Source organism: Bradyrhizobium sp. USDA 4472 (assembly GCF_054058595.1).
In genome coordinates this window covers 7,307,454-7,322,608 of record NZ_JBSSAM010000001.1, presented here as the reverse complement: position 1 = coordinate 7,322,608, position 15,155 = coordinate 7,307,454, and the positions used below count along the sequence as shown (strand labels likewise).

Here is a 15,155-nt window from a genome sequence, read left to right as displayed (position 1 = left end):
AGGCATGTTGAAGAAGCTATCGATCGTCGCTTTCGCCGCAGCGCTGGCCGCGGCGCCGCTGCCGGTGCTGGCGCAGAGCAAGAAGGACAGCGTCGTCATGGGCATGACGCTGGAGCCGCCGGGGCTTGATCCCACCAACGCAGCCGCCGCCGCAATCGCCGAGGTCACGCTTTACAACATCTACGAGACCCTGACCAAGATCAACGAGGACGGCTCGGTCTCGCCGTTGCTCGCCGAGAGCTGGACCGCATCGCCCGACCTGAAGACCTACACGTTCAAGCTGCGCAAGGGCGTCAAATTCCAGAACGGCGAAGCCTTCGATTCCGCCGCCGTCAAATTCTCGTACGAGCGCAACGCGGCCGCGAACAGCACCAACAAGGACAAGAGCCTGTTCCAGGCTTTCGAGAAGGTCGACGCGCCCGACGCCGACACGATCGTGCTCACGCTGAAATATCCGGAGCCGAACCTGCCGTTCCTGCTGGGGCAGGCGAGCGCCTCGATCGTCGAGCCGAAGAGCGCGGCCACCAACGTGACGCAGCCGGTCGGCACCGGCCCCTACCAGCTCGGCGCCTGGGTCAAGGGCTCCTCGCTCACGCTCAACAAATGGGCCGACTATCGGGGCGCCTCGGCGATCAAGCTCGCGAAGGTGACGATCCGCTTCATCTCCGATCCCGCCGCTCAGGCCGCGGCTCTCCTGTCGAATGACGTGGATGCGTTTCCGCGCATCGCAACCCGCGTTGTCGCCCAATTCAAGGCCGACCCGCGCTTCACGGTGCTGGTCGGCGGCTCCAAGGCCAAGACCATCGTCGCCATTAACGAGAAGAAGAAGCCGCTCGACGACGTGCGCGTGCGCCGCGCGATCCTCGCCGCGATCGATCGCAAGGCGATCATCGACGGCGCTGTGGAAGGTTTCGGCACACCGATCGGCAGCTTCTACACGCCGGGCTCGCTCGGCTATCTCGACACCACAGGCATCAACCCTTACGACCCCGAGAAGGCAAAGAAGCTGCTGGCTGAGGCCGGCGTGACCACGCCGCTCGAGCTCAGCCTGAAGCTGCCGCCGCCACCTTATGCGCGGCAGGGCGGCGAGATCCTCGCAGCCCAGCTCGCCAAGGTCGGCATCGTCGCCAAGATCGAGAACGTCGAATGGGCGCAGTGGCTGTCGCAGGTGTTCGCGCCCAGCGGCCCCCACAACTACGATCTCACCATCGTCTCGCATGTCGAGCCGTTCGATCTCGTCAAGCTGACGGAGCCCGACTTCTACCTCGGCTACAACAACGACGCGTTCAACGCGTTGTACAAGCAGATCGTATCGACCCCCGACGAGGCCGCCCGCGCAAAGCTGCTCGGCGATGCCCAGAAGATGCTGGCGACCGACGCGGTGGCCGGCTTCCTGTTCCAGCCGCAATGGCCGACGGTGATCAACAAGAAGCTGAAGGGCGTCTGGAAGGAAGTCCCGCAGTTCGAGAACGATTTCTCGGCCTGGTCCTGGGAGTAGGGCCAGTCGCTGAAGTCAGATCCAACACCAATGACCTCTCCCTGATCGGGAGAGGTCTTTTTTTGGACGCATCAAAACAGAATCTGCAAAACAACCCCATGCACCGAAGCCGGGGCCGGTTCTTTCAAGGACTTGCGCGACCCACCCGGATATTTGCGTAAAAACCGAAATATTTCTTGATCCGTCGGGCAAAACACTGGCATGATGCCATCATTGCAGTCGGGGTGACCGGGGCGCGAGATCGCGGGCGGCTCTCGTCAATGGTCGCGTCCAGCCATGCCACGTCCTTCGAGTTGATGCCGTCCGATCCGGCCCGTCCGCGTGCCGAGCAGAAGGCCGGCTGCGAAAGCCATGAGAGCGCCGACCGCCAGGGGCACGACGCGCGCCAGGGGGCCGTCGACGACGACCGCACGATCGTCCGCCTCCGCGCCGAAGCGCCCGCGCGTGCGGTGCAAAGACCGAACCGAATGCATCAGATTGTCGGCGCGTTCGGACCCCACGGGCTTGGGCGTTTCCTGCGCCGAAAACGCCACCTTCGCAAGATAGCGGTCGAGCCACGCCGGAAGCACGGTATTGCCCAGGATAACCTTGAGCGTGCTGAGTCCGATCCAGTATTCGCGGCCGGGACGGAGGACAGCCTGATAAACCGCATTCGCGATGACTTCCGGCTGCACCACCGGCGCGACCGGACGAGGTTCTCGCGGCATGTGGGTTCGCGCCCAGTCGAATTGCGGCGTGTTGACCGCGGGCAGCTCCATCATGGTGAGCCGGATGCGGCTCCGGTCGTGGATCAACTCGGTCCGCAATGAATCGGTGAAGCCGCGGATGGCGTGCTTGGCGCCGCAATAGGCCGATTGCAGCGGGATGCCGCGATAGGCCAGTGCGGACCCGATCTGGATGATGTGCCCGCGATCAGCCGGCCGCATGTGACGCAGGGCCGCCATCGTGCCATGCACGAAGCCGAGATAGGTCACCTCTGTGACGCGGCGAAACTCCTCGGCGGTCATCTTCCATACCGGCGAGAACACCGTGACCATGGCATCATTGATCCAGACGTCGATCGTCCCGAACGTCCGGACGACGCGGTCTGCCGCAGCGGTCATGGCGTCCGCGTCGGCGACGTCGGACGGCATGGGCAGCGCCGTTCCACCCATCTGCTCGACCTCGCGCCGGGTTTCCTCGAGCGCCTCCGCATCACGCGCGATCAGGCCGATGCGCCAGCCGTCGCGGGCGAAGCGATGCGCGATGGCCCGCCCGACGCCCGCCGAAGCTCCGGTGATGACGACGACCCGGCCCGAGTGAAGTGGCACCATGCTCATGATCTGTGCACCTCCGTTGAACGTTGATGGAGTGAGGTCCGCCGTGGGACGGCGGCGTCGAGTTCGCCCCGTCGCGCCAGAACACGAATGCGGTCCGCGGTCCTGCAGGCGATCGCTTGAATCGTCAGTGACGGATTGGCACCTCCGACCGTCGGAAAGACCGAGCCGTCACAGATCCACAAGTTCGGAATGTCCCAGCTGCGACAGTCGGCATCGACGACGCTGGTCCGGGCGTCGCTCCCCATGCGCGCGGTTCCGTTGAGGTGGCAGGTATCGTCGTCCTGGATCCATATGTCGTGTGCATCGATCGCCTCCAACGCGCGGCCCATGAACTTGAGGGAGTGATCGATCAGACGCTTGTCGTTGTCGCACCAGGAATAGGTGATGCGGGGAATTCGTAAGCCATACTGGTCGACCTCGTCGGCCAGGGTGACCCGATTGGATTCCTGCGGCAGCATCTCGCCGACGATCTTGAGACCGACCACGTGGTTGTAGTCTTTCATGGCCTCGACCAGGCGCTCCCCCCAGAGCCCGCGAGCGCTGAACAGCGTGTTCGCCCAGAGCTGCGGTAGCGGGCCCTGGCTCATGTAGGAATAGCCGCCGAAGAAATCCTTGCCCTTGTCTTCGTAGTTCCAGTGCTCGGTAATGGCGAGCGACGGCGGCCCCTTGTAGGAGCGCACCTCGTGCTCCAGCCGCCCCCACACCGCCTGATTGGACTGCGCCATCAGGTTCTTTCCGACCAGGCCCGAGCTGTTGGCGAGGCCGTCCGGAAAGCGGGACGTCGCGGAATTCAAGAGAAGCCGGGGCGTTTCGATGGCATAGCCAGCGACCACGACGTTGCGGGCACGCTGAAAGCGCCATGCGCCGTCCCGATGATAGTGAACCCCGGACACGAGCCCCGACGGCTCGACCTCGACGCGACCGACCATCGCGAGATCGCGGATTTCCGCGCCCGCGGCGATCGCGCGCGGAATCCATGTGACCAGCGCGCTCTGCTTGGCGTTGGTCGAACAGCCGGTGACGCAGAAGCCGCGATAGACGCAAGGATGGGCCAGACCCCGGGGCGCCGACAGCGTCGCGAGCGGCGTCTCGGTCCATTGGATGCCCAGTGCCTCGCAACCCTTGGCCAGCGCTCGCGCCGCGCCGTTCAACGGATGGGCGCGGTAGGGGTAGCGCGGACGCGGCGGGCCCCAGGGATAGGTCACCGGACCCGATATCTTCAGGGCCTGCTCGACCTCGGTGTAGTAGTCCCACATCTCGCGCCAATCGAGTGGCCAGTCGGCGCCGTAGCCGAGCAGGGTGCGCGACTTGAACCATTCGGGGCGGAAGCGCAGCGAGACCATTGCGAAGTGCACCGTCGAGCCGCCCACGGCCTTGCCGCTGTTGTTGCTGCCGAGATGGAGCGGATTGGCGCCATCGACGATGCGGTCATCGGTCCAGTAAAGCTTGGTCTGCTCGGATTCGTCGGAGACGAAATCCTCCAGCGGCCTGAAATAGGGGCCGGCGTCGAGGGCGACGACGGAGAAGCCGTATTCGGCAAGCTTGCAGGCGAGCGTGCCTCCGCCTGCGCCGGTCCCGACGATGGCGAAATCGACCGGCTCGCTCTCGCGGTATTGCCGCATCGGTATCCAGCCGCCTGGACGGAACACGTCCGGCGCCCGGCCATCGTGCGCCCGCGGCGCATGGAGGGGATCATCGGACACGGCGATTGCTCCGGCGGGCTGTGGCATCATTCCCCTCTTTCGCCTCGGCCGCTTCCCAGGGATCGCGCTCGTCGAGACCGAGGCGCACATAACCGCGCGGGCTCGCAGGGCCGCCCCAGCCGATCTCGCTCCAGGCGGTCGGGTGAGCGTAATAGGCGAATACGATGTCCCGCCCCATGCGCGCCTTGAAGAAGACGTCGCAGCGCAAGCCGCCCCATTCGGGCGCTTTCAACTCGCCGCATTGGGCGGCGCGCAGCAGCTTACCCTGTAAGGCTTCGGGCAACTGCGCAAAGCGCTTGCCGTATGCCGCGGCGGCCTCGGCGTTCAGCGCCTTCAGGCCGAGACGCCAGGCTGCGCCGTCCCGGGGCATATCGGGCACGCGAAACCCGTCCATGATTCCGTCGTGCAGCTTGCGGTCGACCAGCGCGGCAATCGGCACGGGCGGACGATCGGATGGCTGCGGAACGATGCGGCTCGCGATCGCCACGACGGTCTCGTATTCGTCGGGTGTGAAGAAGCGTGGTTCGGGCGCGATCGACAGCCGCCGCGTGATGACCTCGCGCGTCTTGTCGTTCCAGGATGGTCCCGACCATTTGGCGAGAACGTCATATTCGGGATAGCGGTCGCGACTGTCATGCATCGGGATGCGCCCTCATGAGACCGAGTGCGGCAAGGCCGGCCAATGCGAGGCCGGCGAAGCTCGGCGGCGCGGGGATCGGCGGTCCGTTCAGGATGTTCTGACTCCAGTTGCGCCAGCCGCCCATGTTTCGTGACACGCCGTATGCGTGGAAGCCGACACCGGCCACACCCATGGCCGTCAGCACACGCATCCACCAGCGGGTGAAGCGATGCGTCCCGCCGGAACCGCTCCCGGCCGCCGACAGCAGCAGCGCTGCGCCGATTGGCGGCAGCGTCACCGGCAGAAGCATGAAGGGGTTGTGATAGGCGCCCCGGAAATGCAGCAGGCCGGCCTCGCCGGTGGTGCCGAGCAGGCCCGCACTCGCGACCGCGGCGATCGTGCGTCCCGCCGGCAGACCGAAGATGCGCGGCCGCGTTCGGCTCGCCTCCCGCACCCGTTCGGAACAGAAGCCGAGCAGGCCCGAGAGCAGGATCGCCATCGGCGCGCCGATCGGCGCACCGTAAAACAAATTCTGCCAGCTGAAGCCGCCCACGCGCTTGCCGACGTTGTAGAGATGGAATCCGGAACCGACCAGCCCGGTGGCTGCCGCCAGCAGGTAGGTCGCGTCGCGCGCCTTGTGGGCGAGCGGACGCATATCGGCCGTGCCGTGCAGGCTCGTCGCCAGGGTCAGCGCCGAAACTGCAAGCGGGGTGTACATGGCCTTGTTCTTGAACGAGCCGCGGTAATGCTCGACGCTGGAATCGGCGAGCACGGAGGCGGCGAGCGTTCCCGCGGCCCGGTTGAGCTCCCGCGCTGTTTTGACCGTTGCTGCGCGGCTGGCACGAATGCGACGCGGCGCGAGGCGCGAGCCGGAGCTGCGAGCCGGCGCGGCTGCCGAAAGCAGTGAGACAAGCGCCATGCCGGATGCAGCGATCCCGGCCAGAGCAATCAGATTGCGCTCCGCGGGAAGCTTCATGCGGCCTCCGACACGGCGTAAGCGGCGGCATCGCTCCGCTTGAAGACCAACCCGTTACCCGGCACCGTCAGATCGGGGGCGATCCGGCCATCGCGCGGCTGCGGCGCGCCGTCGAAAAACATGCGCTCGATCCGGACATGGTCGTGAAACCATTCGAGATGGCGCATGCGGGGGGCAGCACAGGCGACGGCGAGATGCAGCGCCGGCGCGCAGTGACCGGAAAGGTCGACGTGAAAGGCGTCACACAGCGCCGCAATCCCGAGAAAGCCGGTGAAGCCGCCGCATCGGGTCGCGTCCGCCTGCTGCACGTCGACGGCACCGGCCGCAAGCATCGCGCGCACATAGTCGACAGTGTAGGCATATTCGCCGGCCGCCACGTCCATTCCATCAGGAGCGTGCTGCCGCACCATGGCCAAGCCAGGCAGATCGTCCGACGACACGGGCTCTTCGAACCAGCTGACGCCCTGTTCACGGAAGATGTGCGCCAGCCGGATCGCCTGCCTGGGGGTGCAGGCGCCATTGGCATCGACGAACAGGTCCGCATCGCCGATCGCGCGCCTGGCCACCGCGACGCGATGTGGGTCCCGCTCCGGCTCGGAGCCGATTTTCATCTTGACGTAAGCGCAGCCGTCCTGCGCGACCCAGCCGCCGAGCTGATGCTCCAGCTCGTCGTCGGAATAGGTGGTGAAGCCGCCGCTGCCATAGATCGGAATGGAGGTGCGCCGCGCGCCGAGAGCAACGACGAGCGGCAGCGCGAGCAGACGCGCCTTCAGATCATGCAGGGCGGTATCCACCGCGGAGATGGCCGTCGCCGCAAGGCCCTCACGTCCCAGATTGCGGACTGCGCGCTGCATCGCCTCGAAACAGGCCTGCGGCGCCAGGGCGTCCTTGCCCGCGATCACCGCGGCGAGCGTGTCCCGGATCAGCGGCGCAATGCTGGCACCGGCATAGGTGTAGCCGAGGCCAACCTGCCCTCCACCCTCGACCTCGACAAGCACGAGGGTGGTGGAATTCCAGGCGATGGTGCCGTCCGCCTCGGGGCGATCGGTCGGCACCGTGTACGCCTGCGCGCGCACGCTCCGGATTGGGACCTCGCACAGCATCAGTCTTTTCCGGGCAGAACACCCGTCAGCAGCTCTTTGGCGCTGTTCTTCAGCACGCTTCCCAACTCTGGCTCGGACGGGATCATGCTGACGAAATTCTTGGCGTCCTTCAGGGTGATGTGCGGCGGAAGCGGCGGCACGTTGGGGTCGGTATAGGCTTCGAGGATCACAGGCCGATCGGACGCCAGCGCTTCGTCCCAAGCCGCACCGACGCGATCGGGATTGTCGACGAAGATACCCTTCAGGCCGAGCAGCTCGGCGTAGCGATGATAGGGAAAATCCGGAATGCTCTGGGTCGACTCGGTCTTTCCGGCACCGAGCTGGATGCGCTCCTCCCACGTCACCTGGTTGAGATCACGGTTGTTGAGCACCAGCACGATCAGCCGCGGGTTCGACCAGCGTTGCCAGTATTTGGAAATGGTGATCATGACATTGAGGCCGTTCATCTGCATCGCGCCGTCGCCCATGCAGGCGATCACGGTGCGCTCAGGGTAGGCCATCTTTCCCGCAAGCGCGTAAGGCGTGCCGGCGCCGAGCGAGGCAAGGCCGCCGGACAGCGACGCTTTCATGCCGCGCCGCATCTTGAGATCACGGGCGTACCAGTTGGCGACGGAGCCCGAATCCGCGGTGATGATGGCATTATCAGGCAGACGCGGCGACAACTCCCAGAACACCCGCTGCGGATTGAGCGGTTCGGCGGAATTCATCGCTCGTTGCTTCAGCGTGTCCCACCAATCGGCCATGCCTTTCTCGATGTCGCGCCGCCAGGACGACGGCTTCTTCTGCCTGAGCAGCGGCAACAATGCGCGCAACGTCGTCGCGCTGTCGCCGACCATGTTGACCTCCATCGGATAGCGCAGACTGAGCCGGCTGCCGTCGATGTCGATCTGCACGCCGCGCGCATCGCCCGGCTCGGGCAGGAATTCGCTGTAGGGGAAAGCGGAACCCACCATGAGGAACGTGTCGCAGTTCTTCATGAGATCCCAGCTCGGGCGCGTTCCCAACAGCCCGATCGAACCGGTGACAAACGGCAGATCGTCGGGCACCGCGGCCTTACCGAGCAGCGCCTTGGCGACGCCCGCCTGCAGGCGCTGGGCGACTTCGATCACCTCGTCCGTTGCATCGAGCGCGCCCGCACCGACGAGCATGGCAACCTTGCTGCCGGCATTGAGGACATCAGCAGCGGCACGAAGCAAAGCCTCGTCCGGCAGCTTCGCCGGCCCGGCATAACCGACGCCCGTGTGGGTGGCGCCATGCGCCACCGGCGGATCCTTGTAGTCGAGCTCCTGCAGATCGTTGGGCAGGATCACGCAGGTGACCGCGCGCTTGGTGTTGGCGATGCGTACCGCGCGGTCGATCAGATGGCGAACCTGTTCGGGAACGCTGGCCATAGCGACGTATTCGGTCACGCCCTGGAATAAGGTCTGGAGATCGACCTCCTGCTGATAGCTCGCGCCGATTGCGCTCCGCGCCTGCTGGCCGACGAGCGCGACCACGGGAACGTGATCCATCTTGGCGTCGTAAAGCCCGTTGAGCAGGTGAATCGCGCCAGGGCCCGACGTCGCGTAGCAAAGCCCGACTTCGCCCGTGAACTTGGCGTGGGCCGAGGCCATGAAGGCTGCCATCTCCTCATGGCGAACCTGCACGTACTCCATTTTGTCCTTGGCCTTTTCGAGGGCGACATCGAGGCCGCCCACCCCGTCGCCGGGATAACCGTACACGCGCTTCAAACCCCATTCGGACAGGCGATGCCAAACATAGTCGCTAACATTCATCGGAAAGGTTCCCGTATGTCGATCGGCGATGACCGGTTGGATATGAAGTCAAACGGGAAGCAACGTCGAATGTTGCAGGCTAAATGATTGTTTAGGTTCACGAGCGGCCGACAGCCGACAGATGCGGCCAGGCAAACGACGCCCGCTCCGCCACGCGAATGGAGTCACGTCGCCGCAGGACAAAGCCTTTGCTTCCGCGAATTCATGCTGCGCGGAGTGCGATGGTTCCTAATGAGGTGAGATAAAGCCTGAGATCGTCGGGGCCGATCTCGTCGATGCGAACGCGGAGGAGAAGCGGCTCGTCGAGAAGCGGCTGAAGTCGATGTTCCGTCCGAAGGTCGAAAAACATCGCGGCGCATGGTCCGGAAACGATGCGCCGCTGCTCGCTCACGCCGCCTTCGACTCGACCTCGCTGATCCAACTGCGGGCCAGCGTCACGTCGGCTTGCGACAGCTGATGCCCTGCTGGAAGCACCTTATGGTCGACGCGCGCTCCTGCCTCGGACAACAACGCCGCAAGCTTTGCCGAATTGCTCGCAGGCACGATCGGATCAGCCTGCCCGGACAGCAACAGAACAGGCTCGCCGTTGAGCCCGGCCCTGGTTGGTTCCGAGAACGGCACCATGGCCCGCAGCAGGATCGCGCCGGCCAGCACATCCGGCTGCAGCAGCAGCAGCGCGGCGGCGATGTTGGCGCCGTTGGAGAAGCCGACTGCAATGGGTGCGGGGATGCCGTAGCGCTCACGTGAATGGGCGATGAATTCGCCGAGTTCGACCGTGCGCCGGCGCAAATCGTCCTCGTCGAACACGCCCTCGGCGAGGCGACGGAAGAAGCGCGGCATGCCGTGCTCGAGCACGCGGCCGCGCGGCGAGAGCAGCGCCGAGCCCGGTGAGATCATCTTGCCGAGCCCGAGCAGGTCGTTCTCGTCGCCGCCGGTGCCGTGCAGCAGCAGGAGCGGAGGGGAGCCCGCGCTGGTCGCGGGCTCGAAACGATGGATGAAGTCGGTCATGCGGCGGTCTCTTCCAGGTTCGGCAGCACGCCCTCGATCTGCTTGCGATGCTGTTCGAGGAAAACAGGCAGCTTCAAATCGCGTCCGAGCGTCTCGACGGGCTCGTCTACGGCGAAGCCGGGGATATCGGTTGCGATCTCGAACAGCACGCCGCCGGGCTCGCGGAAATAGATCGAGCGGAAGTAGTTGCGGTCGCGCTGCTCGGTCGGATGCAGGCCATGATTGCTCACGAGCTTTTGCGCCATCTTGCCCTGTTCGGCATCGTCGGCGGCGCGGAAGGCGATGTGGTGCACCGAGCCGCCACCCTGATGCCCGCGCAAAAAGCCCTTGGCCTCGTAGATGTCGACGACGCTGCCGAGGACACTGCCTTGGGCATCGCCTGATGCCTTGAAGCGGATTACCGAGCCTTCGCGCCCCGTCTCCTTGAAGCCGAACACGTCGGTGAGGACGGCAGCCGTCTTCGCCGCGCTGTCGAGCAGCAGGGTCACGCCGTGGAAGCCACGGATCGCGTGCTCGGCCGGTACGTCGCCATTGCTCCAGCCGGGCTCGTTCTCCGCGCCTGATATGCCGACCAGCGCGAGCGCCATGCCGTCAGGGTCGGTGAACGGCAGCACGGACTCGCCAAAGCGCTTCTCAAGCGCCTCGTAAGCGATGCCCTTTTCGATGAAGCGCTGCGTCCAGTAACCGAGCGAGCGCTGCGGCACGCGGAACGCGGTCTGATGGGTCTCGCCGACGCCGCGGCGCCCGGGCGACACGCCGGCCCAGGGAAAGAAGGTCAGGATGGTGCCGGGGCGGCCGGTCTCGTCGCCGTAATAGAAATGATAGGTGCCGGGATCGTCGAAATTGACCGTCTTCTTGACGAAGCGCAGGCCGAGATCCCTGGTGTAGAATCCGAAATTGCGGATGGGATCGCCGGCGATCGCGGTCACGTGGTGCAGTCCAGACATTGTCGTCCTCCAACTCAGGGAGCGGTCTTGCTCTGGGTAGAAATATCGTTCCGCTTTGGATTGGAGACAATCCATGCAAATATGACGTCTATGTCTATGATTTGGAAACAATCGGGACCGGCCCTTGGATAAGGTCGCCAGCCTCCGCGCCTTCGTGAAGGTGGTCGAAAGCGGTAGCTTTGCCGAGGCGGGCCGGGCAATTGCGGCTATCGCGCTCGGCGATCAGCAAATACATCGCCGACCTCGAGGAGAGCCTCGGCGTCCAGCTCCTGAACCGGACCACCCGCCACGCCAGCCCGACCGAGAACGGCCAGCGCTATTTCGAGCGCGCGGTCGTGATCCTCTCGGAGATCGAGGCCGCCGATCAGGCGGTGACGCAGGCGCAGTCGTCGCCGCGGGGACTGTTGCGCGTCAACGCGCCGATGTCATTCGGCACGATGCGGCTTGGGCCGGTGCTCGCGGACTTCATGGAAGCGTTCCCGGAGCTTCAGCTTCAGATCGTGCTCAGCGACGACCTGCTCGATCCCGTCCAGGACGGCTTTGACGTGACGCTGCGGATTGCGGAATTGGAATCGTCGAGCCTGATCGCGAGGAAAATCATGCCGGTGCCGCGCATGATCTGCGCCTCGCCTGATTATCTCGCGCGTCACGGCACGCCAGGGCATCCGCAGGATCTTCGTGAGCATGCCTCGCTGACCTACGGCTTCCTCCTGACGGGCAATCAGTGGAAGCTTACAGGCGTCGATGGCGACCACTGGATCCAGCCGGCCTGGTCGCTCTGCGTCAACAATGCGGAGGTGCTGCGCGATGCCGCGATCAAGGGCAGGGGACTCGCGCTTCTGCCTGACTTCATTGCGGCGGAGCCTTTGCGGAAAGGCGAGCTGCGGACGGTGCTGGACGATTATTCGGCACCGCCGCTTTCGCTCTATGCGGTCTATCCGCCGACGCGACATTTGTCGGTGAAGGTGCGGCTGTTCATCGATTTTCTGGTGGCGCGGTTTGGGCGGGAGGAGATGGGCTCAGCGAACGCGCGCGCCAGCTGACCGAACGCTGCCCTGCGGGCGCGCTTGCTGACGACCTGGCTGATCCCCGCGTATTTGAGCCACGCTCTCGTGCTGCGCGCCACGTCGGCGGTCACGACGATGATCCGGGGCATCGGTTGCAGCGGAAGCTGTCGATCCGGACGGTCTCTGCGGAGTGATGCGTGCGATCTGACTAGCGCCGTAGCGTGAATTCGCCCGCACCGCGCCGGTGTTCCCACTTCGCCCGTTCGAGCTCGGGCTGGTCGCACTCCTCCTCGGGATAGCCGATGCAGAGATAGGCGATGAATTTCCAGGCGGCGGGCACGTCGAGCACGCCGCGGATGTGCTCGGGATTGAGGATCGAGACCCAGCCGAGTCCGATTCCCTCGGCACGCGCGGCGAGCCACATCGCGGTGATGGCGGCGACCACGGAATATTCGGTGGTCTCCGGCATGGTCATGCGGCCGAGGCCCTGGCCGATGTCGCTGGCCTTGTCGGCGAACACGGCGAGATGGCCGGGAGCCTGTTCGAGGCCCGAGAGCTTGAGCGCCGCGTAGCGGCCGGCGCGCTCGCCGGAGTAGCAGCTGAGCGCCTCGGCGTTGCAGGCCTTGAAATCGTCGATCACAGCGCGCCGCCGTACCGCATCATCGACGATGACGAAGCGCCATGGCTGGCTCAGGCCGACCGAGGGCGAGAGGCAGGCCGTCTCGATCAACCGCTCCATGGCGCCGCCCGGCAATGGATCGCTGCGAAAGCGGCGCACATCGCGGCGCCACACGAACAGCTCGCGCAAGTGCTGGCGGAAGGCGTCGTCGAACGCGACCATGATCTATCCTCCCGTGTGAAGGAAGGCTGCGGCGACCAGCAGGATCAGGATCTCTCCGACCTGTTCGAACGCGCCGAGGATATCGCCGGTCTGTCCGCCGATCTGACCGATGGCGAGCCGCGTCAGGATCAGTCCGGCCAGCGACAGCAGGACCAGGCCGACCAGCGCCTTGGCCGGCCCGAGCGCCAGCGCCAGCACAAGGGTTCCAACCGCGAACGCGATGGCCACGCTGCGGCCCGGCGGCGATCCGGCGCTTGCCGACAATCCGTCTGGCCGCGCCGGCGGCACGAGCGACATGAACGCAGGCACGCCCGCGCGCGCCGCGGCATGGGCCGAGACGAGCGCGAGCATCACGGCCCACGGCGTGGCGATCGCGGCAAGCGCGCACCAGCGCAGACCGAACGACAGGATCAGCGCGCAGACGCCGTAGCTGCCGATCCGGCTGTCGCGCATGATCGCGAGCTTGCGCTCACGCGTCCGGCCGCCGCCGAGGCCGTCGGCGGTATCGGCGAGCCCGTCCTCGTGGAGCGCGCCGGTGATGAGCGCCGTCGTGCCGAGCGCGAGCAGGGCGGCCGTGCCTGGTGTCAGTCCCAGTCTGCTCGCGAGCGCGTAGACCGCGGCGCCTGCAACTCCGACCATCAATCCCGCAACCGGCAGCGCCCAGGTCGCGCGCGCGACGGCGCCGTCGCTGGCAGGCTTCGGCGAGGTCACCGGCACGATCGTGATGAAGGACGCCGCGATCCTGAGATCGGCGACGAGGTCTTTCAAAATGTGGGCGGGCGGCATCATTTCAGTTTCATCGGCAGGCCGGCAACGACGAACTCGACCTCGTCGGCAACACCGGCGATGGTCTGGTTCATGATGCCGGCGGCGTCGCGATAGCTGCGCGCCAAAGCGTTGTCGGGCACGATGCCGAGGCCCACCTCGTTGGTGACGAGGACGACAGGGCTTTTGAGCCGGGGCAGGGTGGCGGCGAGTTCACTCACCTCGTGCTCCCAGCCGCGTTCAGCATGCATCAGGTTGGAGAGCCACAGCGTGAGGCAGTCGACGAGCCGGGCGCCGGCGCCATCGGTTGCGACCAGCGCGGGCACGAGATCGAGCGGCACCTCGCGTTCGATCCAGTCGGTTCCGCGCCGTGCGCGATGTTGCGCGATGCGCGCGTCCATTTCCGCATCGAGCGCCTCGGCCGTCGCGAGATAGACGGGTTGCCCGGGAAAGGCCCGCGTGCGCGTTTCCGCGCGCCTGCTCTTGCCCGATCGCGCTCCGCCCGTGATCAAGATGACGGCCATGAACTCTCCTGTTGGCCTGACTAATCACCAAACGCGGCCAAAGACAAAGCCGAAATCAGGCGGCGAGGGGCTTGCGCTCGCCCCGCGCTTTGCGCAACAGGGGCGTGACAGGAGGCAGGCGTGGGTTTTGCGGGTGCGATGGTGGTGGCGATGGCGGTAGATGCCCTCACGGGCTGGCCGTCGCCGCTATTTGCACGAATCGGCCATCCCGTGACCTGGTTGGGCCGGCTCATCGCTGCCATCGACAGTGGCTGGAATCGCGCGTCCGATCCGCCGGGCCTCCGCCGCGCGGCAGGCGTTGCCGGCGCGCTTCTGGTGATTGCGATGGCGCTTGTGCTCGGTTGCGTGCTCCAGTCCGCGCTTTCCCCGGGCTGGATCCAGATCGTGCTGGTCGGCATCCTGGCCTGGCCGCTGGTGGCGCTGCGCTCGCTGCATGATCACGTCGCCGCCGTCGCTGATCCTCTGCTGGGCGGTGACATCGCTGCGGCGCGCGGAGCCGTGTCGCGCATCGTCGGCCGCGATCCGGCTGCGCTCGACGAGGCCGGTATCGCACGCGCGGCGATCGAGAGCCTCGCCGAAAACGCCTCTGACGGCATCGTCGCGCCGGTGTTCTGGGGCGCGCTGTTCGGCCTGCCGGGAATCCTCGGCTACAAGGCGATCAATACGCTGGACTCCATGATCGGCCATCGCAGCGAACGCCACGAAGCGTTCGGCTGGGCCGCCGCCCGCATCGACGATGTCGCCAACTTCGTTCCGGCACGCCTGACCGGCTTTCTCTTCGTGCTGCTCGCGCCGCGACGATCGGAGGCGCTGTCCTGCATGACGCGCGATGCGCGGCGCCATCGCTCGCCCAATGCCGGCTGGCCGGAGGCGGCGATGGCCGGCGCGCTCGGCGTGCGCCTCAGCGGCCCGCGGATCTATCACGGCTGCGCGACCGATGAGCCCTGGCTCAACGAAGGCGCGCGCGATCCGCAGGCCTGCGACATCATCGAGGGACTGACGGTCTATCGCCGCGCCATGGTGCTGCTCGCGGGCGTCCTTGCGATCCTCGCCTTCGCGTGAAAGAAGAA

General features: G+C 65.9%; 14 protein-coding genes and 1 pseudogene. 3 read left to right on the top strand and 12 right to left on the bottom strand.

Annotated elements, in window-relative coordinates:
- Window positions 1-4: 4 nt before the first annotated feature.
- The gene (locus ACVWZ4_RS34585) at window positions 5-1,498 is read left to right on the top strand and encodes an ABC transporter substrate-binding protein (protein WP_456742130.1); all 1,494 of its coding nucleotides are present in this window, start codon (window positions 5-7) and stop codon (window positions 1,496-1,498) included.
- A 257-nt stretch (window positions 1,499-1,755) separates the two neighbouring features.
- Here ACVWZ4_RS34585 and ACVWZ4_RS34580 read toward each other — a convergent pair whose 3' ends face one another.
- The 9 genes from ACVWZ4_RS34580 to ACVWZ4_RS34540 form a co-directional block, all read right to left on the bottom strand.
- The gene (locus tag ACVWZ4_RS34580; RefSeq protein ID WP_456742313.1) at window positions 1,756-2,808 is read right to left on the bottom strand and encodes an SDR family oxidoreductase; all 1,053 of its coding nucleotides are present in this window, start codon (window positions 2,806-2,808) and stop codon (window positions 1,756-1,758) included.
- 5 nt (window positions 2,809-2,813) lie between these two features.
- Window positions 2,814-4,520: a GMC family oxidoreductase gene (locus ACVWZ4_RS34575; RefSeq protein WP_456742129.1), complete on the bottom strand. Its 1,707-nt coding sequence runs from the start codon at window positions 4,518-4,520 to the stop codon at window positions 2,814-2,816.
- Complete coding sequence (locus ACVWZ4_RS34570) at window positions 4,510-5,160, bottom strand: gluconate 2-dehydrogenase subunit 3 family protein (protein ID WP_456790466.1); 651 nt, start codon at window positions 5,158-5,160, stop codon at window positions 4,510-4,512. Before ACVWZ4_RS34570 ends, ACVWZ4_RS34575 begins: the two co-directional genes overlap by 11 nt.
- On the bottom strand, window positions 5,153-6,115 hold the full coding sequence (locus tag ACVWZ4_RS34565) for a hypothetical protein (RefSeq protein ID WP_456702731.1): 963 nt from the start codon (window positions 6,113-6,115) through the stop codon (window positions 5,153-5,155). Before ACVWZ4_RS34565 ends, ACVWZ4_RS34570 begins: the two co-directional genes overlap by 8 nt.
- On the bottom strand, window positions 6,112-7,218 hold the full coding sequence (locus ACVWZ4_RS34560; RefSeq protein WP_456742127.1) for an enolase C-terminal domain-like protein: 1,107 nt from the start codon (window positions 7,216-7,218) through the stop codon (window positions 6,112-6,114). Before ACVWZ4_RS34560 ends, ACVWZ4_RS34565 begins: the two co-directional genes overlap by 4 nt.
- Complete coding sequence (locus tag ACVWZ4_RS34555; RefSeq protein WP_456763606.1) at window positions 7,218-8,993, bottom strand: thiamine pyrophosphate-requiring protein; 1,776 nt, start codon at window positions 8,991-8,993, stop codon at window positions 7,218-7,220. The genes ACVWZ4_RS34560 and ACVWZ4_RS34555 overlap by 1 nt, the downstream gene beginning before the upstream one ends.
- 202 nt (window positions 8,994-9,195) lie before the next feature.
- Window positions 9,196-9,384 carry a hypothetical protein gene (locus ACVWZ4_RS34550; RefSeq protein WP_456742125.1) on the bottom strand — a complete coding sequence of 63 codons (189 nt, stop codon included), beginning with the start codon at window positions 9,382-9,384 and terminating at the stop codon, window positions 9,196-9,198.
- On the bottom strand, window positions 9,381-10,001 hold the full coding sequence (locus tag ACVWZ4_RS34545) for an alpha/beta hydrolase (protein ID WP_456742124.1): 621 nt from the start codon (window positions 9,999-10,001) through the stop codon (window positions 9,381-9,383). Before ACVWZ4_RS34545 ends, ACVWZ4_RS34550 begins: the two co-directional genes overlap by 4 nt.
- Window positions 9,998-10,948, bottom strand: coding sequence for a ring-cleaving dioxygenase (locus ACVWZ4_RS34540; RefSeq protein ID WP_456702735.1), 951 nt, complete (start codon window positions 10,946-10,948; stop codon window positions 9,998-10,000). The genes ACVWZ4_RS34545 and ACVWZ4_RS34540 overlap by 4 nt, the downstream gene beginning before the upstream one ends.
- A gap of 124 nt (window positions 10,949-11,072) precedes the next feature.
- Between ACVWZ4_RS34540 and ACVWZ4_RS34535 the strand changes: the two are divergent.
- Window positions 11,073-11,991: pseudogene (locus tag ACVWZ4_RS34535) on the top strand (LysR substrate-binding domain-containing protein).
- A gap of 172 nt (window positions 11,992-12,163) precedes the next feature.
- Here ACVWZ4_RS34535 and bluB read toward each other — a convergent pair.
- The 3 genes from bluB to cobU are packed head-to-tail and all read right to left on the bottom strand — an operon-like array spanning window position 12,164 to window position 14,085.
- Window positions 12,164-12,796: a 5,6-dimethylbenzimidazole synthase gene (gene bluB, locus ACVWZ4_RS34530; protein WP_456702737.1), complete on the bottom strand. Its 633-nt coding sequence runs from the start codon at window positions 12,794-12,796 to the stop codon at window positions 12,164-12,166.
- A gap of 3 nt (window positions 12,797-12,799) precedes the next feature.
- On the bottom strand, window positions 12,800-13,585 hold the full coding sequence (gene cobS / locus ACVWZ4_RS34525; protein WP_456702738.1) for an adenosylcobinamide-GDP ribazoletransferase: 786 nt from the start codon (window positions 13,583-13,585) through the stop codon (window positions 12,800-12,802).
- A complete protein-coding gene (gene cobU, locus ACVWZ4_RS34520; RefSeq protein WP_456702739.1) occupies window positions 13,582-14,085 on the bottom strand; it encodes a bifunctional adenosylcobinamide kinase/adenosylcobinamide-phosphate guanylyltransferase in 504 nt (167 codons plus the stop codon). Before cobU ends, cobS begins: the two co-directional genes overlap by 4 nt.
- Before the next feature lie 120 nt (window positions 14,086-14,205).
- Here cobU and cbiB point away from each other — a divergent pair, with 120 nt between their 5' ends.
- Window positions 14,206-15,147: an adenosylcobinamide-phosphate synthase CbiB gene (gene cbiB / locus ACVWZ4_RS34515; protein WP_456734625.1), complete on the top strand. Its 942-nt coding sequence runs from the start codon at window positions 14,206-14,208 to the stop codon at window positions 15,145-15,147.
- The last annotated feature ends 8 nt before the right edge of the window (window positions 15,148-15,155 follow it).